The 18932-nt window shown below is 64.9% G+C and carries 18 protein-coding genes; 10 read left to right on the top strand and 8 right to left on the bottom strand.

Annotated features, from left to right (window positions below):
• Positions 1 to 170 precede the first annotated feature (170 nt).
• Positions 171 to 548 (top strand): transcriptional regulator, encoded by a 378-nt coding sequence (locus tag K9F62_04335; GenBank protein UJX41925.1) that lies wholly within the window; start codon positions 171 to 173, stop codon positions 546 to 548.
• A gap of 215 nt (positions 549 to 763) precedes the next feature.
• Here K9F62_04335 and K9F62_04330 read toward each other — a convergent pair whose 3' ends face one another.
• The 5 genes from K9F62_04330 to groES form a co-directional block, all read right to left on the bottom strand.
• Positions 764 to 3358: a cobyric acid synthase gene (locus tag K9F62_04330; GenBank protein UJX41924.1), complete on the bottom strand. Its 2595-nt coding sequence runs from the start codon at positions 3356 to 3358 to the stop codon at positions 764 to 766.
• On the bottom strand, positions 3355 to 4422 hold the full coding sequence (locus K9F62_04325; protein ID UJX41923.1) for a histidine kinase: 1068 nt from the start codon (positions 4420 to 4422) through the stop codon (positions 3355 to 3357). Before K9F62_04325 ends, K9F62_04330 begins: the two co-directional genes overlap by 4 nt.
• Before the next feature lie 25 nt (positions 4423 to 4447).
• Positions 4448 to 4894 (bottom strand): DUF202 domain-containing protein, encoded by a 447-nt coding sequence (locus K9F62_04320; GenBank protein UJX41922.1) that lies wholly within the window; start codon positions 4892 to 4894, stop codon positions 4448 to 4450.
• 143 nt (positions 4895 to 5037) lie between these two features.
• The gene (gene groL, locus K9F62_04315) at positions 5038 to 6678 is read right to left on the bottom strand and encodes a chaperonin GroEL (protein ID UJX41921.1); all 1641 of its coding nucleotides are present in this window, start codon (positions 6676 to 6678) and stop codon (positions 5038 to 5040) included.
• A gap of 54 nt (positions 6679 to 6732) precedes the next feature.
• Positions 6733 to 7023 (bottom strand): co-chaperone GroES, encoded by a 291-nt coding sequence (gene groES / locus K9F62_04310; protein UJX41920.1) that lies wholly within the window; start codon positions 7021 to 7023, stop codon positions 6733 to 6735.
• A gap of 121 nt (positions 7024 to 7144) precedes the next feature.
• Here groES and K9F62_04305 point away from each other — a divergent pair, with 121 nt between their 5' ends.
• The 8 genes from K9F62_04305 (at position 7145) to K9F62_04270 (ending at position 14722) form a co-directional block, all read left to right on the top strand.
• The gene (locus tag K9F62_04305) at positions 7145 to 7339 is read left to right on the top strand and encodes a hypothetical protein (protein ID UJX41919.1); all 195 of its coding nucleotides are present in this window, start codon (positions 7145 to 7147) and stop codon (positions 7337 to 7339) included.
• 287 nt (positions 7340 to 7626) lie between these two features.
• A complete protein-coding gene (locus K9F62_04300) occupies positions 7627 to 9546 on the top strand; it encodes an NADH-quinone oxidoreductase subunit L (GenBank protein UJX43124.1) in 1920 nt (639 codons plus the stop codon).
• The gene (locus K9F62_04295) at positions 9546 to 10394 is read left to right on the top strand and encodes an NADH-quinone oxidoreductase subunit H (GenBank protein ID UJX43123.1); all 849 of its coding nucleotides are present in this window, start codon (positions 9546 to 9548) and stop codon (positions 10392 to 10394) included. The genes K9F62_04300 and K9F62_04295 overlap by 1 nt, the downstream gene beginning before the upstream one ends.
• A gap of 30 nt (positions 10395 to 10424) precedes the next feature.
• The gene (locus K9F62_04290) at positions 10425 to 10868 is read left to right on the top strand and encodes an NADH-quinone oxidoreductase subunit B family protein (protein ID UJX41918.1); all 444 of its coding nucleotides are present in this window, start codon (positions 10425 to 10427) and stop codon (positions 10866 to 10868) included.
• A 59-nt stretch (positions 10869 to 10927) separates the two neighbouring features.
• Positions 10928 to 11293 (top strand): NADH-quinone oxidoreductase subunit C, encoded by a 366-nt coding sequence (locus K9F62_04285; GenBank protein UJX41917.1) that lies wholly within the window; start codon positions 10928 to 10930, stop codon positions 11291 to 11293.
• Between the two features lie 12 nt (positions 11294 to 11305).
• Positions 11306 to 12532, top strand: coding sequence for a nickel-dependent hydrogenase large subunit (locus K9F62_04280; GenBank protein ID UJX41916.1), 1227 nt, complete (start codon positions 11306 to 11308; stop codon positions 12530 to 12532).
• 16 nt (positions 12533 to 12548) lie between these two features.
• The gene (locus K9F62_04275; protein ID UJX41915.1) at positions 12549 to 12917 is read left to right on the top strand and encodes a 4Fe-4S binding protein; all 369 of its coding nucleotides are present in this window, start codon (positions 12549 to 12551) and stop codon (positions 12915 to 12917) included.
• A 137-nt stretch (positions 12918 to 13054) separates the two neighbouring features.
• Complete coding sequence (locus tag K9F62_04270) at positions 13055 to 14722, top strand: hypothetical protein (GenBank protein UJX41914.1); 1668 nt, start codon at positions 13055 to 13057, stop codon at positions 14720 to 14722.
• 7 nt (positions 14723 to 14729) lie between these two features.
• Here K9F62_04270 and K9F62_04265 read toward each other — a convergent pair whose 3' ends face one another.
• From K9F62_04265 to K9F62_04255, 3 genes are read right to left on the bottom strand one after another with little or no spacing between them, the layout of a single operon-like run.
• On the bottom strand, positions 14730 to 15602 hold the full coding sequence (locus tag K9F62_04265; protein UJX41913.1) for a DNA polymerase III subunit delta': 873 nt from the start codon (positions 15600 to 15602) through the stop codon (positions 14730 to 14732).
• Positions 15603 to 15659: 57 nt separating this feature from the next.
• Positions 15660 to 16976 carry an adenylosuccinate synthase gene (locus tag K9F62_04260; GenBank protein UJX41912.1) on the bottom strand — a complete coding sequence of 439 codons (1317 nt, stop codon included), beginning with the start codon at positions 16974 to 16976 and terminating at the stop codon, positions 15660 to 15662.
• Positions 16977 to 16980: 4 nt separating this feature from the next.
• Positions 16981 to 17346: a hypothetical protein gene (locus K9F62_04255; GenBank protein ID UJX41911.1), complete on the bottom strand. Its 366-nt coding sequence runs from the start codon at positions 17344 to 17346 to the stop codon at positions 16981 to 16983.
• Positions 17347 to 17498: 152 nt separating this feature from the next.
• Here K9F62_04255 and K9F62_04250 point away from each other — a divergent pair, with 152 nt between their 5' ends.
• The gene (locus tag K9F62_04250; GenBank protein UJX41910.1) at positions 17499 to 18776 is read left to right on the top strand and encodes an IMP cyclohydrolase; all 1278 of its coding nucleotides are present in this window, start codon (positions 17499 to 17501) and stop codon (positions 18774 to 18776) included.
• Positions 18777 to 18932: the final 156 nt, after the last annotated feature.

Here is an 18932-nt window from a genome sequence, read left to right as displayed (position 1 = left end):
CTGCCCCCCTTGACTGCCCTGCGGAACCGATTACTTTTTTGGCGCTCGACCTCGTCGAGTGCTGCCGAGCCGCGCGGCGGCCGATCGAACGGCCCTTGACAAAAAAGGGCCGAAAGATGACTTGTTGCGGCCGATCACGGGGCCGAATGCGGCCTCAAGGGGAGTGTACGATGCCCATCTATGAATACAAATGCGACAAGTGCGGCAAGATTTCCGAGATCTTGCAGAAACATTTCGACGTGGACGAAGCGCCCTGCGAGGCGTGCGGCGCGCAGGCCCATCGCATCATGTCCAACACCTCGTTCGTGCTCAAGGGCACGGGCTGGTATGTGACCGATTACAAGGGTAACGGCGGGTGTAGCGCCGCCGGCGAGGCCGCCAACGGCGGCAAGGCCCATGACGCCAAGTCCGCGGACGCCTCCTCCGGGGACTCCTCTTCCGCCGCATCCTCCACGACCACCACTTCCGATGCCGCTTCCTGCGCCAAGGCGCCTTCCGGAGGTTGTTCCTCCTGCGCCTCGACCGCAAGCTCCAGCGCCGCTTCCTGACGCGGCGCGGTTTTGAGGAGATGCGAGGAAGGTGCGAGAGGGGAACCCTTTTTGAAAAAAGGGTTCCCCTCTCGCGCTCTCCCCTCCCCAAAACTTTTAGCGGTTACAACTGGATAGCCTGTGGTGCCTCGTAACTGTTAAGAGTCTTTGGAAAGGGGGCCCGGGGGGAGAACCTTTCTGCAAGAAAGGTTTCCCCCCGGTTCCTTTTCAAAATCTTACAGGCCGAGTCGCCGTAGCAGGGCGGGGAGGTTGAGGTGCGCCTCCAGCACGTCGGCCAGCCGGTCGAGGGCCGGCTCCAGGTCGTAGGGCGTGGCGTGGGCGATGGGGGCGAGGTTTCGGCGTGCGCGCAGGGCATTGAGGAAATGGCGTCGGAAGGCGTCGGCGTCGAAGATGCCGTGCAGATACGCCCCCCAGACGCGTCCGTCCGGCCGGGCATAGCCCATGGGCGAGCCGTCCTCACGCGTGACGACGATGCGGGGCGGGGCGGCGTTGTCGGGCACGGTCAGGCCGTGGTGGATCTCGTAGCCGTTAAGGGCCAGGTCCGAGTCCGCGTACACGGCCCGGGTGGCGGCCAGGGTCTTGGCGGCTGCCAGTTCCGTGCTGATCCCAAGGAGTCCCAGTCCATCCTCGCGTTTCCGGCCCGATTCCAGCCCCAGCGGATCGGCCACGGCCGTGCCGAGCATCTGCAGGCCGGCGCAAATCCCCACGATCTCCGTTTTTTCTTCCCCGGCCAGGGCGATGATCGCCGCGGCCAGTCCCGTTTCGCCAAGCCAGGCCAGATCGGCCAGGGTGTTCTTGCTGCCAGGCAGGATCAGGGCGTCCGGCTGTCCCAGCTCGCCGGCGTTTCGCACCCGGCGCAGGCGGACATCCGGCTCCACGGCCAGGGCGTCCAGGTCGGTGAAGTTGGACACGCGCGGCAGATCGACGACCGCGATGTCGAGAACGTCCGGGTCGTCGGGAAGCGCGGTCGGCAGCGTTCCCCCGTCCTTGAAGGTGACGGAATCCTCTTCCGGCAGGCCGAGGTTGTCGATCCAGGGCACGACGCCGAGGACGTCCCTGCCCGTGGCCCGGCGCAAAAAATCGTTGGCCGGGGACAGCAGCGACGGATCGCCCCGGAAGCGGTTGAGCAGGTAGCCGGCCACCCGGTCGCGGTCCGCCTCGGCCAGGCACTCCATGGTGCCGAGCAGCGCCGCGTAGGCCCCGCCCCGGTCGATGTCCGCCGCGAGCAGCACCTTCGCCCCGGCATGGGCGGCCATGGCCATGTTGACCATGTCGTGGGCCTGTAAATTGACCTCGGCCGGGCTGCCGGCTCCCTCCAGCACCATCACGTCCACTTCGGCGGCCAGGGCGTCGTAGGCCTCCTTGGCCGCGGTGAAGGCCTGGGGCTTATAGTTGATGTATTCGCCCACCCGCATGACGCCGACGGGCTTGCCGAGCACGATGACCTGGGAGCCGACGTCGGAGGTGGGTTTTAAAAGCACCGGGTTCATGCGCACGTCCGGGGCGAGGCGGCAGGCCCGGGCCTGGACGATCTGCGCCCGGCCCATCTCCAGCCCGTCGGCCGTGACCCCGGAATTGAGCGACATGTTCTGGGACTTAAACGGCGCGACCCGAAGTCCCCGGCGGGCAAGCAGCCGGCACAGCCCGGCGCAGAGCACGGATTTGCCGGCATTGGAGGCCGTCCCCTGGACCATCAGCGCCGGCGTCCCTCGCCTGGGGGCAAAGGACGGGGCCAGGGGGGAATCGAGCACTCCGGCCAGGGCGGCCAGGATGCGGTCGGTTTCGTCCTCCCGGCGCACGGCCACCCGGATGAAGCGGTCGGACAGGGCATGGAAGTTGGCGCAGTCGCGAAGCGCCACGCCGTGCTCGGCCAGGACCCGGCGGCAGACTTCGCCCGAGGGGGAGGCTTCGGCCGGGAGTCTCGCCAAAAGGAAATTGGCCGCGCCGGGCAGGACCGTAAACCCCAGTTTCGTGAGTCCATCGGCAAGGCGCTGGCGCAGGCCGGGCAGGGCCTGCCGGGTCGCTTCCATGTATTCGGTATCGGCCAGTCCCCGCGCGCCAACAGCCTGGGCCAGGGTGTTGACCGACCAGGGCGGCAGCTTGCTGCGGACCCAGCCGGCCAGGTCGGGGCTGGCGGCGAGGAGCCCCAGGCGCAGGCCGGGGATGGCGAAGGATTTGGTCAGCGACAGGAGCACGGCCACGTTGTACGGCCGGTCCGCGCCGGCCAGGGAGGCGAAGCCGGGCACGAAGTCGGCGAAGGCCTCGTCCACCAGGAACAGGCACTGGGGATGGCGCGAGGCCATGTCCACGATGGCGTCAGCGGGGATGACCTTTCCGGTGGGGTTGCCGGGGCTGCCGAGGATGATCAGGGAGGGCGAGCGCAACACGCCTTCCACCCGGTCGAGGTGGACGGCGAAGTCGTCGAATTCCACGGCCGGCACCCGGCGGATGTCCATGCCGGATTTGTGGGCGGCCGTGGCGTAGTCGGCGTAGCAGGGCGTGGGGATCACGGCCCGGGCCAGGCCGGTCGCGCGGGGCAGGGCGTAGAGGATCTCGCTCGTGCCGCCGCCGGCCACGAAATGGGAGGCCGGCGCGCCGTAGCGTTCGCAGGCTGCCGTGATGAGCGCGGTCGCGTCCGGGTCCGGGTAATGGACAAGCTCGCCCGTGGCGGCGCTTAGGACCTGGCGCAGCCAGGGCGGCGGACCGAGGGGATTGATGCTGGCCGAGGCGTCGAGGATGTCGGCCGGATCGCGCCCGGCGGCCTCGGCCAGGGCGCGGAGGTTGCCGCCGTGGGGAAAGGACTCGCTCATTTGGCCACCTTGTGGGGCAACACCAGCACCAGGTACCAGCCTGTGGTGTTGAGCCGCGCGGCCAGCACCGTGTCCTTGGCCCTGGAGAGTTCGATGGGCCATTGGCGTTGCGTTTCGGCCCGCTCGATGACCGTTTCGGCCGCGTCGTTGAGCCCGCTCTCGGGGCTTTCCACGTTTTTCTCCTTGCCAAGGGCCGCCAGCCCCCGGTCGGCCCGGAAGTAGACTACCGCGTCGCCGGCCTTGGCGTTTTCGGAGACGATAAACTCCGCCACCTTGGGGTCGCTTGCCGCGATGGCCTTGCCGCGCCGGTTCATGATGATGGCCTGCGCGCCGGGAATGGCGGCCAGATCGGCCATGACGTCCTTGGACAACTGGGCCAGGGTCACGTCGCGCGAGGCCACGCCGAGAAGCCTGTCGCCGTCGTAGATCGGGCACGAGGCCGTGACCATCATGCCGGCCCCGGCCAGATCGAGGTAGGGCGATTCCCAGCCGCAGGCCTTCTTCTCGAAATCGGCGGCCGTGTAGAAGCCTTTCTGGGTGGGCTGGTAGTTTTCCAGGGCGCGGGAGAGGGGCAGGTAGGGGTAGATGGCGAAGTTCTGGCCCGGCGTTGTCAGGTAGACCCAGGAAAAGGGCAGGGCGTCATGGGCGGCGGCCATGGCCGGGGCCAGTCTGGTCATGGCCGCAAGCGTTCGGAAGGTCTCGTCGGTGAAGTTTTCGCCGTCGTAGAAAAGCAGCGCCTGGCAGGGGGCCATGGCTTGCGGATTGGCGCCGCACGGCCCTGTGGCGTCGCGAAAGGCCACCACGCCGTCCTTGACGGCGTAGCTTTGCAGGTATTTGGCCCGCACTTCCGGCGGCGGGGCCGGGGTGTCGCGCCACACGGCGGCATAGGCCGCGCCAAGGGCCCTGGCGCTGCCGGCAACGGCCGCGAGCTGGCTGTCGAGGCGGCCGGCGGCCTCCAGGATCACGGCCCGGGCCAGGGGCTTGGTATCGGCCGCCCGGGCGGGCAGGGCGGCCAGCAGGACGATAAGGAACCAGACGGGAAAAAGACCCATGGCAGGGCGCATAGGGCAGCCTCCGGTTTGGGGCGCGTCATTTTTGGACGATCAGATGCCAGAACACGGAAAAAAGGCCGATGATGATGCCGACCACGGCGGCGGTGAAAATGATGTCCGGGGTGACGGAAAAGGTCTTGGCCCCCTTGTTGATGCAACGCCGGATGTACCAGAAACGCCAGGTGGCCACGACCATGACCAGCACGCCCACGGCGAAGGTGGAAAGCGTTATGGCCTCGGTGTGGAAGTGTTTCTGGGCCATGCCGGCGAACATTGGCACGTTTTGGATCTGCCGGATGAAGAAGTCGAAGCGCTCGATGACGAAGCTGAAGCCGAAAAGGGCCAGCCCCGTGCGGCACCAGGCCAAGAAGGTGCGTTCGTTGGCCAGGTGGTTGCGCTGCCAGGCCAGAAGCACCTGGGGATTGTTGAGGTCGTAGGGCGGGGCGTCGTGGACCGTGTCGGCCTTGGGCGCGGATTCCGGCATGAAGTCTCCTTGGTTTGAGGCTGCCATCAGATAGCGCGGCCGGGGCGGCCGGTCAACGCGGGCGCCGGCCTTGCCCGGGCAAATAAAAGGGGGCCGGACGGATGTCCGGCCCCCTTGGCGGTAACGATATGGAAGCGGTCGGCCTAGTACATGCCGCCCATGCCGCCCATGCCGCCGCCGGGCATCGGGGGCATATCTTTCTTGGGCTCGGGCTTTTCGCAGATGGCCGCCTCGGTGGTCAGGAGCAGGCCGGCCACGGAGGAGGAGTTCTGCAAGGCGATGCGGGTGACCTTTTTGGGGTCGATGACGCCGGCCTTGATCAGGTCCTCGTACTCGCCGGTGGCGGCGTTGAAGCCGAAGCCTTCCTTGCCGTCGCGCACCTTGGCCACGACGATGGAGCCCTCGAAGCCGGCATTGCCGGCGATCTGGCGCAGCGGCTCTTCGATGGCGCGCAGCACGATATCGATGCCGGCACGCTCGTCGTCGTCGGCCGGCTTGAGGTCGGGCAGGTTCTTGACGCAGCGCACCAGGGCGACGCCGCCGCCAGGCACGATGCCTTCCTCGACGGCCGCGCGGGTGGCGTTCAGGGCGTCTTCGACGCGGGCCTTCTTCTCTTTCATCTCGGTCTCGGTGGCCGCGCCGACATTGATGACGGCAACGCCGCCGACGATCTTGGCCAGGCGCTCCTGGAGCTTTTCCTTGTCGTAGCTGGAGGTGGTCTCATCGATCTGGGCGCGGATCTGCTTGACCCGGGCCTTGATCTTGTCGGCGTCGCCGGAGCCGTCGACGATGGTGGTGTTTTCCTTGTCGACGAGCACGCGCTTGGCCTTGCCGAGGTCGACCAGGGTGATGTTTTCCAGCTTGACGCCGAGGTCCTCGGAGACGGCCTGGCCGCCGGTGAGGATGGCGATGTCTTCCAGCATGGCCTTGCGGCGGTCGCCGAAGCCCGGGGCCTTGACGGCGCAAACCTGCAGGGTGCCGCGCAGCTTGTTGACGACCAGGGTGGCCAGGGCCTCACCCTCGATATCCTCGGCCACGATCAGCAGGGGACGGGACATCTTGGCGACCTGCTCGAGAACAGGCAGCAGGTCCTTCATGGCGGCGATTTTCTTCTCGTTGATGAGGATCAGCGGCTCGTCGAGCTCGCAAACCATCCGCTCGGGATCGGTGACGAAGTAGGGGGAGAGATAGCCGCGGTCGAACTGCATGCCTTCGACGACGTCAAGGGTGGTTTCCATGCCCTTGGCTTCCTCGACGGTGATGACGCCTTCCTTGCCGACCTTGTTCATGGCCTCGGCGATGATGTTGCCGATGGTGGCGTCGGAGTTGGCGGAAATCGTGCCGACCTGGGCGATTTCCTTCTGGTCGCGGGTGGGCTTGGCCAGGGTCTCGAGCTCGGCGACGACGGAGGCGACCGCCTTGTCGATGCCGCGCTTGATGGCCATGGGATTGCGGCCGGCGGCCACGAGCTTGACGCCCTCGGTGAAAATGGCCTGGGCCAGGATGGTGGCGGTGGTGGTGCCGTCGCCGGCGATGTCGGAGGTCTTGGAAGCGACTTCCTTGACCATCTGGGCGCCCATGTTCTCGAACTTGTCCTCAAGCTCGACTTCCTTGGCCACGGTCACGCCGTCCTTGGTGATGATCGGGGAACCGAAGGACTTCTCGATGACCACGTTGCGGCCCTTGGGTCCCAGGGTGACCTTTACGGCGTTGGCCAGCTTGTCAACACCATGTTTCAGCTTTTCGCGCGCTTTGGAATCGAACAGAATCTCTTTGGCAGCCATGTATGCTCTCCTTCAATTAAGAATGGAAATTCGGAAGATGGGGATCAATCGGCCTTAGGCCTCGATGACGGCCAGGATGTCGTCCTCGCGCATCACGAGGAGCTCGTCGTCGTCGATCTTGATCTCGGTGCCGGCGTACTTGTTGAAAAGGACCAGATTGCCCTTTTCGACATGCATCTTCATGTGGGAGCCCTTGTCGTCGAGCTTGCCCGGACCGACGGCGATGACCTCGCCTTTCATGGGCTTTTCCTTGGCGGAGTCGGGGATGATGATGCCACCCTTCGTGACTTCCTCCTGTTCCAGCCGTTTGACAAGCACGCGATCGCCTAAGGGTTTGAGCTTCATACCTAATGACCTCCAGTAGTGTTTGGCAAGTTGGACCCGCCGCTGGCACTCACTTGGTCCGAGTGCTAGCGGCGGGCGGAAATCTATCTAACCACATCACGGCGAAAGGCAAGGGGCGGGAGTGAAAAAAACGAGTTGCGGGGCAAAAAAAGACGTCGTCCCGCCCGTTCCCTTCGCCGAGGCGCTGCGCCAAGGGGCCGGGACGGGCGGCGTAACCCTCGACATCCTCAAGGGCGCGGATCATTTGGGCGAACAATTCACGACGCCGGAGAATACGGGGCGGGTGTTGGACTTCCTGGACACGCACATGCGGTGAGCCGCCGCGTCCGAGCCCCGACACGGCAGGGACCGGGAGAAATGTGACGGGAAAGCCCAAGCCTCTGTAGCTTGGGCTTTTTTTTCTGGAAAAGGACCCTTGTGAAACAGATCACGCTGTTGCGCAAGGTGGCAATTTCTTATAAGACGCCTAAACTTGACGCTCTCCCTCATGGGGCCTAGAGTTTTTCCAAAGCAGGCGGCCGAAATGCTTGTGGATAGCTTGCCTCGCGGCGGGGGCGGAGCGTTAAGTCCATGGCGGTCCCTAAACTTTTTTCCGAGGTGCCTATGCTCGACACGTTGGTGTTTGCGACGGTGCTGCTGCCATTTCTGGTCGCAGCCATGTTGCTCGTTTTGCGTGAGCAAAACGTGCGCAAGGTCATCCTGGTGGTTATGGGGGGGGTGCTCATCCTCGCCTCCGTGGCCATGCTGCGCGGCGGAGCATTCATCCTGTCGCCAGCCCCACTGTATGACTCCCTCGTCACTCTTGGCGACTTCGTCATACTCTTCGTGGTGCTGTTTGTGGGTCTCAAACGCAAGAACCAGATCATCATCTGGCTCACCGCCGCCCAGATCGTCGGCCTTTTCTGGCTCGACTTCTTCATGGTCCACGGCCATGGAAAAACGCCGGCCTTTTTCGCCGACGACCTGAGCCTGATCATGGTGTGCATCGTCTCCATCATCGGCTCGCTGATCGCCATCTACGGCATCGGCTACATGAAGGAGCACGAGGAGCACCTGCATCTGGCCAAGTCCAGGCAGCCGCGCTTTTTCTTCTTCATCGTGCTGTTCCTGGGCGCCATGAACGGCCTGGTTCTGGCCAACAACCTGCTGTGGATGTACTTCTTCTGGGAGTGCACCACCCTGTGTTCGTTCATGCTCATCGGCCATGACGACACCGAGATCGCCCGCAAGAACTCCGAACGCGCCCTGTGGATGAACGTGCTCGGCGGCGCGGCCTTCCTCTTCGCGCTCATCGTGTTGCAGCAGACCACCGGCACCCTGTCGCTCCAGGATCTCCTGGCCCGCGGGCCGGAACTGGCCGTGGCCGGCGGCGCCATCCTGGTGCCCATGTTCCTGCTGGTCTTCGCCGGCATGACCAAGGCCGCCCAGGCCCCGTTCCAGAGCTGGCTGACCGGTGCCATGGTCGCCCCGACCCCGGTCTCGGCGTTGCTGCACTCCTCGACCATGGTCAAGGCCGGCGTGTACCTCATCGTGCGCCTGGCCCCGATCTACGTCGGAACCTACTTGAGCAACTTCATCGCGCTTTTTGGCGCGGTGGTCTTCCTGGGCATGGCCGCCCTGGCCGTGGGGCAGTCCAACGGCAAGAAGATCCTGGCCTATTCCACGATCTCCAACCTGGGGCTCATCATCGCCTGCGCCGGCATCAACACCCCGGCGGCCATCACCGCCGCCATCCTGCTCATCATCTTCCACGCCATCTCCAAGGCCCTGCTCTTTTTGTGCGTGGGCACGGTGGAGCAGAAGATCGGTTCGCGTGACATCGAGGACATGCGCGGGCTCTATGGCGTCATGCCCCGCACGGCGCTGATCATGATCCTGGCTATCGCGACCCTGATGCTGCCGCCTTTCGGCATGCTCATGGCCAAGTGGATGGCCATCGAGTCCGCCACGGGGCAGTTCCTGATCATGATCATGCTGGTTCTGGGCTCGGCCCTGACCGTGCTCTTCTGGGCCCGCTGGGCCGGCACCATGCTGTCCGTGCCCTTCGGCCGGCCCAAGCCCGAGGTCCAGCTCCCCTCCGTGCGCCTGCCGCTGGTCATCCTGGCCGCCATGGCCCTCGGGGCGAGCCTGCTCTCCCCGCTGATCTACACCGGCCTGGTGGCCCCGGTCGTGGCCATGTACTACCATAGCACGGCCTACGTCGTGCACCTGGGCAACCTGGATTCGCCAACGGGCGTGTTCATCATCTATCCGCTCTTTATCCTTCTTGGCCTGGGCCTGTACTTCGCCGTCAAGCAGGCGCGCAAGGTGACCGCTGCCGAGGTCGCCGCGCCCTACATGTGCGGCGAGCAGCTCAAGGTCGACGGCAAGCCCGGCTTCCTCGGTCCCCTGGGCCTGCCCGTGGCCGCCACCGCCAGCAACTACTATCTTGACCAGTTCTTCGGCGAGGCCGTGCTGTCCAAGTGGATCAACGTGGTCGCACTGGCCGTGCTCGTGATCATGCTTTTCGGAGGCGCCCTGTGATCATCAAAATCATCATCGCTATTGCGGCCCTTGTTCTGGCTCCCATCGCCGGAGCGCTGATTTCCGGCGTGGATCGTCGCGTCACCGCCTGGCTGCAGTCCCGGTACGGGCCTCCCATCCTCCAGCCGATCTATGACGTGTTCAAACTGCTCGGCAAGGAGCCCATGGTCACCAACACCTGGCAGGTCATCTGCGCCTACGTCTACGTGACCGGCGCGGCCCTGTCCGTGATGCTGCTCTTCATGGGCTCCGATCTGCTGCTCATCTTCTTCGTCCTGACGGTCGGCGCGGTGTTCCTGGTCATGGGCGCCCTGGCCTCCCCCTCGCCCTACAGCCAGGTGGGCGGCCAGCGCGAACTGCTCCAGATGCTGGCCTACGAGCCGCTTTTGATCCTCGTCTTCGCGGCCATCGCCATGGTCACCGGCAGCTTCAAGGTCAGCGCCGTGTTCGCCCTCGACCACCCCCTGCTCTATGACATCCCGCTGATGTTCATCGTGCTGGGCTATGCGCTCACCATCAAGCTGCGCAAATCGCCCTTCGACATCTCGGCCTGCCACCATGCCCACCAGGAACTGGTGCGCGGCGTGTACACCGAGTACTCCGGCCCCTATCTGGCCATGATTGAAATCGCCCACTGGTACGAAGTGATCCTGATTCTCGGACTGTGCGCGCTTTTTTGGTCGACGAGCGTCGTCGGCATGATCATCCTGGTGGCTCTGACCTATCTGGCCGAGATCATCGTGGACAACGTCACGGCCCGCCTGACCTGGCGCTGGATGCTCAAGTCCGCCGTGGGCATGGGCGTGGTCCTGACCGTGATCAACATGCTGTGGCTTTACGCCCAATAAAAACGACCCATCACCAAAGAGAGCGCATCCATGTTCGGCAACATGATCAATAAAGGACGCATCAAGTCCCCGTGGGTGGTCCACTTCGACTGCGGCAGTTGCAACGGCTGCGACATCGAAACGCTGGCCTGCCTGACGCCCCTGTACGATATCGAACGCTTCGGCATCATAAACGTCGGCAACCCCAAGCATGCCGACGTGCTGCTGGTGACCGGCACCGTCAACCAACGCAACAAGCACGTGCTCAAAAACATCTACGACCAGATGCCCGGACCCAAGGCCGTCATCGCCATCGGCGCCTGCGGCTGTACGGGCGGCGTGTTCCGCGAGGCCTACAACGTGGTCGGCGGCGTGGACAAGGTCATCCCGGTGGACGTCTACGTCCCGGGCTGCCCGGCCCGCCCCGAGGCCATCATCGACGGCGTCGTGGCCGCGTTGGAAAAGGTCAAGACCATGCTCGGCATGACCGCCTAGGGCGCTGTTCGAACGATGCAACCGGGGCGTGCGATCGCCCCGTATCCGAGGATACGACCGTGCTGGAAACCATACCCGTTACCTGTGACGCCGTGCAGGGCGTCGCCAAGGAATGCCTTGACGACGGCTGGCGGTTCGTCACCATGTCCGCCGTGCAGACCGGCGACGACGGCTTCGACGTCATCTATCACTACGACAAGGACCTGGTAATGAAGCATTACCGGCTGTCCATCCCGAAAGACACCGTGATCCCGAGCATCTCTCCGGTCTACTTCGCCGCCTTGCTCGTGGAAAACGAGATTCGCGACCAGTTCGGCATCTGCTTCAGCGATATCGTGCTCGATTTCGATGGAGCCCTGTACCTTGAAAAAGAAGTGCGCGCCATGCCCTTTTGCAAGGTCAGCGTGGCTCAAAAACAGAGCTAAAGAGGGAATCCTATGGCCCGTACCATACTGCCTTTCGGACCGCAGCATCCGGTTTTGCCGGAACCACTGCACTTGAAGCTCACCATCGAGGACGAGACGGTGGTCGAGGCCCTGCCGACCCTGGGCTACGTCCACCGCGGCCTGGAAAAGCTGTGCGAAATCCGTGATTTCAACCAGATGATCCAGATCGTCGAACGCGTGTGCGGCATCTGCTCCTGTCTGCACGCCCTGTGTTACTGCGAGGGCGTCGAACAGATCATGGGCGTCGAAGTGCCGCCGCGCGCCAAGTACCTGCGCACCATCTGGGGCGAGCTGCACCGGATGCATTCCCACCTGCTGTGGCTGGGCCTTTTTGCCGACGCCTTCGGCTTCGAGAGCCTTTTCATGCAGTTCTGGCGGATTCGCGAGCGCATCATGGACATCATGGAAGCCACCTGCGGCAACCGCGTGGTGGTTTCGGTCAATGTCATCGGCGGCACGCGCCGCGACCTCAGCCCCGAGCAGTGTCAGTGGATCGAACAGCAGCTGGCCATCTCCGAAAAGGAGCTCAAGCAGCTGACGAGCACCATCTTAAACGACTATACCGTGAAAAAGCGCACCGTGGGCAAGGGCGTGCTGACCAAGGAGCAGGCCTACCAGCTGGGCGCCGTCGGCCCGACCCTGCGCGGTTCGGGCTGGGCCCAGGACGCCCGCCAGACCGGCTACGCCGCCTTTGACGAGCTCGGCTTCGACCCCATCGTCGAATACGACGGCGACTCCTACGCCCGCTCGGCCGTGCGCTTCCGGGAGACGCTCCAGTCCATCGACATCGTGCGCCTGGCCATCGCCCGCATGCCCGCCGGCGAAACCGCGACCAACATCGAAGGGGTCATGGGCGACGACACGCCGCAGCCCGTCTCCGGCGAACGCGGCGACATGATGCAGGCCTACAAGCGTGACAAGCGCCGCCGCACCGTGGCCGCGCCGCCGCCAAACCTCGACCTCCCCAGCGGGCTGGTGTCCGTCAAGGTCAAGGGCAAGCCCGACGGCGAGGCCGTTACCCGCGTGGAACAGCCGCGCGGCGAACTGCTCTACTACCTCAAGGGCAATGGTTCCAAATACATGGACCGTGTGCGCATCCGCACTCCGACGTTCGCCAACATCCCGCCGCTTCTGGCCATGCTGCCGGGGTGCGAGCTGGCCGACGTGCCGGTCCTCGTGCTGTCCATCGACCCCTGCATCAGCTGCACCGAACGGTAAAAAAGGAGCGCGTTCCATGTTCAACATGACCAAAAACGTTGTCGCCAACCTGCTGACCAAAAGCTCCACGCGACTGTATCCGTTTACCGTGCGGGGCCATTTCGAGGGGTTTCGCGGCACCCTCGTCAACAACATCGACGAGTGCATCTTCTGCCGCACCTGCCAGATCAAATGCCCGTCCCAGTGCATCACCGTGGACAACAAGGCCGGGACCTGGACCTGTGATCCCATGGCCTGCGTCTACTGCGGCATCTGCGTGGAGGTGTGCCCCACAAGCTGCCTGTCCATGACCAAGGAGCATCGTCCCGTGACCACCGAGCACGAGACGATCTTCCTGCAGGGCGTGCCCAAGAAGAAGAAAAAGGAAGAGGCCGCGACCGAATAGCGGCAACAGCCTGATCGCAAGCGTAAACGCCCGCCGTCGGTTTTCCGACGGCGGGCGTTTGTCATTTCCCCGAAAGCCCGCTATGCGGCGGCATGCTTTACGACAACGCTCCCTGGGGGGCGAGGCGTTTGATCTCCTTGGCCGGTTCTCTCGTCTTTTGCCTGTGCCTGGGCTCGCATTTTGCCATCATTCTGTATTGGGCCTTCACCGGTTCCCACCCTGCCGTCCGGGTCGAGCCGCGCGGCTACGTAAATGTCCTTGGCGACATGGAGCCGCGGCTTCGGGTGACGGAGCGCGAAATCGCGGGACTGCCCTACACGGTGACCACCAATGACCAGGGATTTCGGGGGCAGGAATCGGTCACGGCCGTCAAGCCGGCGGGCACGTTGCGCGTGCTGTGCCTGGGGGATTCGTTTACCTACGGCGTCGGCGTCGACGACGACGCGGCGTATCCCGCGATTCTCGAGGATTTGTTGCGGCGCCGACTGCCCCAGCAGGGCGTCCAGGTAGTAAACGCCGGGGTGCCGTTTTACGACATCTTCGATGAACTGTCGTATTTCCGCGAAAAAGGTTCGAAGCTCAAGCCAGACATCGTGGTCGTTCAGTTTTTCATCAACGATCTTGAGGCAATGGCCGGTTCGTTTTTCCGCGAGGACCTGCTGGTCCGCCAGGGCGGCCGGTACAATCCGCTGGAGCGGGCAACCGGCCGCGAATCCGTGGAACGCAGTCTCAACAGGTGGTTCACGCGATATTTCCCGGAAGTGGCGCGGTTCGTCCAAAGCGGGCTTCCTCCCTCCGGTCCTTCGCGAGCCGAAACGGGACAGTTTGCCGCGTACCACGTGCGTCCGACCGACGCGGAACTTGCCTTGATCGGGAATCGTCGCCGCCTGCTGACGGCCGACCCCGATGTTGCCCGTTCACGGCTGTGGGACAATTATCGCCGAGGGCTCCTGGCCCTGCGCGATGCGGTTGAGGAAGCGGGCGCCCGGTTTCTTTTCGTCCTGGCCCCGGATGCGACCCAGGTCCGGGAGGACCTCGATCAGCCGGCATTGGCCCTGGTGCCGTTTTGCCGGGAAAACGGCATCCCCATCATCGATATGGCCCGGCAACTGCGCGCCATGTCAGGGGAGGCGGTCGATCGTTATTACCTGCTGCCGCGAAACGGCCACCTGAGCGCCGACGGCAACACCGTGATGGCCATGGCCGTGGCCAACGCCATCCATGTGACGCGATCCGCCGATGGGCCGCACGTGACGATCTCCCCGGCGCAGCAGGCGTTTGATTACGCCGATCCGGTCCGTCTGCGCCTGAAGTTCGGTCCCCAGGGCGTTCTGCCGGCCCAAAACAGCCCGGTGCGCATCACTGCCGTGCGTTGCGACAACCTCGTGCCCTGGGCCATCGATATCGGACATGGCCGCAACCGGATAACCGGCCTGCGACCGGATGTAACGCGCCGCCCGAACGGCGAGCTCATACTGCGGGTGGAATCGGAAAAGCCCCTGGCGCAGGTCTCCGTGACGTTTTTTCGAAAACTCGCGCCGCCGATCAACGGCTACGTCCAGCTTTCCTGGTCGCGTCGCGACGGTGGCTACACCACGCTGCAATTCGCTTCGGAAAAGGACGTGGCCGCGCCCGAATCTTTCGAGACGAGCCGATTGTCTGAAATCGATTTGCGGGAGAATCCCGCGCGCGAGGTCTATCTGAAGCTGGAACTGCGCAACGAGGCGCGGATTTTCGAGGAATCCCTCGACCCGCCGTGGCGGCGCTTCGAGGTCGTCTGCTATCCGGCCGAGGAGGCTTCCTGAGGGAAGGTCAGCCGCGCAGCCACAGATAGGCGCGCGTCGCCAGCCGGTCGAGCACCAGGGCCGGATTGACGGGAGTGGGGGAGAGGACCAACGCTTCCTGGCACTCCGAGAGCAGCAGGTCCAGCCGGCGGGGAATGTCCGGGTCCCGGCAGCCGGAAAGCAGATTGGCCAGGTCCGTGTCGGTGCGCCCGGAAAAAAACGCCGCCAGTTCCCGCGAAAGCTCCGTCACGACGCGTTCGGCGCAAAGCCGCGACGGCCGTCCCTTGTTCGCCGGAAACCAGCCTCGGCCGCTGCGCCAGAACCCATGGAGCGCGTCCAGAAGCGGCCACGGGTCATCCTCGCCGCCGGCCGGCAAGGGCACGGCCGTGTCCGGCCAGGCCAGGGTCAGCGTGAACGACCGCGACACCAGGGTCAGAAAAAGTCGTTCGCGCTGGGGCGTCAGCAGCACGAACACATTGCCCGGGCGCGGCTCCTCCATGGCCTTTAACAGCGCATTGGCCGCCTCTTCGGTGAGTCCCTGGGCCTCGGCCAGGATGATCACACGCTTGCCCGGTCCGCGCGGCGGCTCGCCCACCAGCCGGCGCACCTCGCGCATGGCGTCCACCTTGATCGTCTCCGCCGCGCCGTCGAAATACTGCAAATCCAAAAAAACCTTGTCCAGGATCTGCCGGCAGGTGGCGCAACCCCCGCACGGCGGCATGGCCGCCTCGCAGTTGAGCCGCGCCGCCAGGTAGAGCGCCACGGCCGCCCGTTCCCCGGCCGAACCGCCCTCGAGGATCACCGCCTGGGGCATGGCCCGCGCCAGGGCGTCGACGCCGACCAGCACGTGGGCTTGGCGTTCGGTGACGCCGAAGGCGGAGGCGGATGTGGGTATGGACATGGTGGGATGTCATGGCGGGCGGGGGCTTTTCCCCCGCCCGCCGGGGCGGCGCTCCGGCTACCCTCTGAGGATCGTCTGCCGGCGGTCGGGGCCGACGGAGATGATGGAACAGGTGGTTTTGAGCGACTGTTCGATGCGCGACACGTATTCGCGGGCAGCCAGGGGCAGGTCCTCCCAGGCGGTGATGCCGGAGATGTCCTCTTCCCAGCCGGGCATGGTCTCGTAGATCGGCTCCACGTGTTCGAGCGCGCCTTCTTCCTGGGGCGGGTACTCGTGGATTTTGCCTTTGTAGCGGTAGCCGATGCAGAGTTTGACTTCGTAGAGGCCGCTTAGGACGTCGAGCTTGGTCAGCGCGATGTCGGTGGGGCCGGACAGGCGGGCGGATTCGCGCAAAAGCGCCAGGTCGAGCCAGCCGCAGCGGCGCTTGCGACCGGTGGTGGCTCCGTATTCGCCGCCTTTTTCCTGGAGGTAGTCGCCGATGGTACCGAAGAGTTCGGTGGGGAAGGGGCCCGAGCCCACGCGGGTGGTGTAGGCTTTGACCACGGCCACGACGCGGCCGAGAACGGCGGTCGAGCAGCCGCTGCCGGCGGCGGCCTGCCCGGCCACGGTATTGGACGAGGTGACGAAGGGGTAGGTGCCGTGGTCGATGTCGAGGTGGGTGCCCTGCGCGCCTTCGAAGAGTACGTCGCCGCCCCCGGCCAGGGTCTTCTGGATGACCGTGGACACGTCGCCGAGGTACGGCAGCAGGCGTCCCGCCACCGGGGCCAGTCCTTCGGCCACCACGCCGGGGTCCAGGGCGGGCATGTTGTAGAGCTTGGTGAAAAGCGTGTTCTTTTCGATCAGGGCCTGGGCGATCTTTTTGGCCAGCAGTTCCGGGTCGGCGAAGTCGCCGGCGCGGATGCCGATGCGGGCCATCTTGTCCTCGTAGCAGGGGCCGATGCCGCGGCCGGTGGTGCCGATCTTGCTTCCGGCGCGCAGGGTTTCGCGCGCGCCGTCGAGCAGCCGGTGGTAGGGCATGATGATCTGGGTCTTTTTGGAGATGACCAGTCGCTCGGGGGTGACGTGCACGCCCTTTTCGCCCAGGGTGTCCATTTCGCGGCACAGCACCTCGGGGTCGAGCACCACGCCGTTGCCGATGAGGCAGACGGTGCCGGGGTGGAGAATACCCGAGGGCATGAGGTGGACGATGGTTTTCTCGCCGCCGACGACCAGGGTGTGGCCGGCGTTGTTGCCGCCCTGGAAGCGGACTACGGCCTTGGCGGATTCGGTGAGCAGGTCGACGATCTTGCCCTTGCCCTCGTCTCCCCACTGCGCGCCGTGAATGACGATGCCCCGGCCGGTGCCGGAGGCCTGCTGGTTGCGCTGCTCGGCCATATCCTTAAGACTCCCCTGCATCCTTGGGTCGAAATTCCAGGACCTTGCCCCGGCGCGGCTTGGCGGCAGGCGTCGTGTCCGTCTGCGGCGTCGCGGCGGGAGCGCCGGGCGTGGCGACGGTGGGCACGGCCTCGGCCGTGGCCGGCTCGGGCTGGTGCCCAGGCTGGCGGCCTTCGGCCCAATGATGGTTGAATAGCTGGTTTTTGAAACGCATCCCCTGGATCATGGCCAGGACCAGGACCGACTCTTCCCAACGCTGCGACGGTTCGAAGTGGCTCACCGCCTCGGCGTACTTGTCCCAAAGGGCCATGAGCGATGCCTCGTCGAAGGCGCGAAGCTGCCGGGCCAATTTCAAGAGAACCTGTTCCACGATCGTACCTCTAACCCCGAAATGCGGCCGTCCTTACCGGGCGGACAGGCCTTCGTAGCAGAATTGGCCGGGCCTTCCAAATGCAATTTGCCGCCGCTTCCCGGCTGTGCTAGGCATGCGCTCGCAGATAACGCGCAAGGAGCGGCCACGATATGAGTGACTTGAAGAAAATGTACACCACTATGGTGGAGGATCCTTTTCCGGCCGAACTGGTCATCCGTCTGGGCGATGCCGAACTGACCTTCGCCAAAAGGACCTGGACCATCGACGGCCAGGAAAAGGGCCTGCGTTACGGGGAAAATCCCGACCAGCCGGCCGCCCTCTACGCACCGACTGAAGGCCGGCTGACCCTTGGCGGCGTGACCTTCCGGGGGCCGGGCGACGGGCTTGTCTGCGCCGCCACCGAGGAGCACCTGCTGCAATCGGGCAAACATCCCGGCAAGACCAACCTGACCGACGTGGACAACGGGGTCAACATCCTGCAGTACCTGACCCGAAAGCCCGCCGCCGTCATTTTGAAGCACAACAATCCCTGCGGCGCGGCCTGGTCCGACGACGGGTTGTGCCCGGCTTTCGAGGCCGCCTTCCACGCGGACCGCATCGCCGCCTTCGGCGGGGCCATCGTGGTCAACCGCACCCTCGACGTGGCCACGGCGGAAAAAATCAATGCCGTTTATTTCGAAGTGGTGGCCGCCCCGGACTACGAGCCCAAGGCGTTGGAAATCCTCAAGTCCAAAAAGAATCTGCGCATCTTCAAGCTGCCGGGGCTGGCCCAGCTGGAAAAGCTCGTGGGCCAGCCGTTCCTCGACGTCAAATGCCTGGCCGACGGCGGCATGGTGCTTCAGTTCTCCTTCCGCAACCGCATCCTTGCCGCCGGGGACTTCCTGCCGGCCACGGCGACCGACAAGGCCGGCACCACCGTCACCGCCCGGGCTCCGAGCCCGGCCGAGGCCGAAGACCTGCTCTTCGCCTGGGCCGTGGAAGCCGGCGTGACCTCCAATTCCGTCATCTTCGTCAAGAACGGCGCGACCGTGGGCATCGGCACCGGCGAACAGGACCGCGTCGGCGTGGTGGAGCTCACCATCCACAAGGCCAAGACCAAGTACGCCGACGGACTGGCCTTCGCCGCCTGCAAAATGTCGCTCTACGAACTGAAGCTCAAGGCCAAGACCGATCCCGAGGCGGCCAAACTTCTCGAAGATATCGACAAGCGCACCGAGGCCACGAACGGCGGGCTTATCGGCTCGGTGCTGGTGTCCGACGGCTTTTTCCCCTTCCGCGACGGCGTGGACCTGTGCATCGGCGCGGGCGTGACCGCCATCGCCCAGCCCGGCGGCTCCATCCGCGACACCGAAGTCGTCGCCGCCTGCAACGAGGCCACGCCGCAAGTGGCCATGGTCTTCACCGGCCAGCGGTCGTTTCGGCACTAGCGGCAGGAGCGGCAGGAGCCGGGGGAACCGGGAGAGCCGGGGCGCTGCCCCGGACCCTGCCAGGGCGCTGCCCTGGACCCGCCGGGAGGCCACGGGCCCCCCGGACCCCCCGATTCGGCTTTGGCGAAGCGGGCGTGTGGCAGGTTGGCGGAGGCT

The organism is Desulfovibrio sp. JY, from assembly GCA_021730285.1.
In the GTDB taxonomy this organism is placed as follows: domain Bacteria; phylum Desulfobacterota; class Desulfovibrionia; order Desulfovibrionales; family Desulfovibrionaceae; genus Solidesulfovibrio.
The sequence above is the reverse complement of the archived record's forward strand: the minus strand, read 5'-3'. Positions and strand labels throughout refer to the sequence as shown.

Excerpts from the sequence above, each read along its gene's own strand:
- K9F62_04335 (UJX41925.1), top strand. The coding sequence starts at position 171 with ATGCCCATCTATGAATACAAATGCGACAAGTGCGGCAAGATTTCCGAG.
- K9F62_04330 (UJX41924.1), bottom strand. The coding sequence starts at position 3,358 with ATGAGCGAGTCCTTTCCCCACGGCGGCAACCTCCGCGCCCTGGCCGAG.
- K9F62_04325 (UJX41923.1), bottom strand. The coding sequence starts at position 4,422 with ATGCGCCCTGCCATGGGTCTTTTTCCCGTCTGGTTCCTTATCGTCCTG.
- K9F62_04320 (UJX41922.1), bottom strand. The coding sequence starts at position 4,894 with ATGCCGGAATCCGCGCCCAAGGCCGACACGGTCCACGACGCCCCGCCC.
- groL (UJX41921.1), bottom strand. The coding sequence starts at position 6,678 with ATGGCTGCCAAAGAGATTCTGTTCGATTCCAAAGCGCGCGAAAAGCTG.
- groES (UJX41920.1), bottom strand. The coding sequence starts at position 7,023 with ATGAAGCTCAAACCCTTAGGCGATCGCGTGCTTGTCAAACGGCTGGAA.
- K9F62_04300 (UJX43124.1), top strand. The coding sequence starts at position 7,627 with ATGCTCGACACGTTGGTGTTTGCGACGGTGCTGCTGCCATTTCTGGTC.
- K9F62_04290 (UJX41918.1), top strand. The coding sequence starts at position 10,425 with ATGTTCGGCAACATGATCAATAAAGGACGCATCAAGTCCCCGTGGGTG.
- K9F62_04280 (UJX41916.1), top strand. The coding sequence starts at position 11,306 with ATGGCCCGTACCATACTGCCTTTCGGACCGCAGCATCCGGTTTTGCCG.
- K9F62_04275 (UJX41915.1), top strand. The coding sequence starts at position 12,549 with ATGTTCAACATGACCAAAAACGTTGTCGCCAACCTGCTGACCAAAAGC.
- K9F62_04265 (UJX41913.1), bottom strand. The coding sequence starts at position 15,602 with ATGTCCATACCCACATCCGCCTCCGCCTTCGGCGTCACCGAACGCCAA.
- K9F62_04260 (UJX41912.1), bottom strand. The coding sequence starts at position 16,976 with ATGGCCGAGCAGCGCAACCAGCAGGCCTCCGGCACCGGCCGGGGCATC.
- K9F62_04250 (UJX41910.1), top strand. The coding sequence starts at position 17,499 with ATGAGTGACTTGAAGAAAATGTACACCACTATGGTGGAGGATCCTTTT.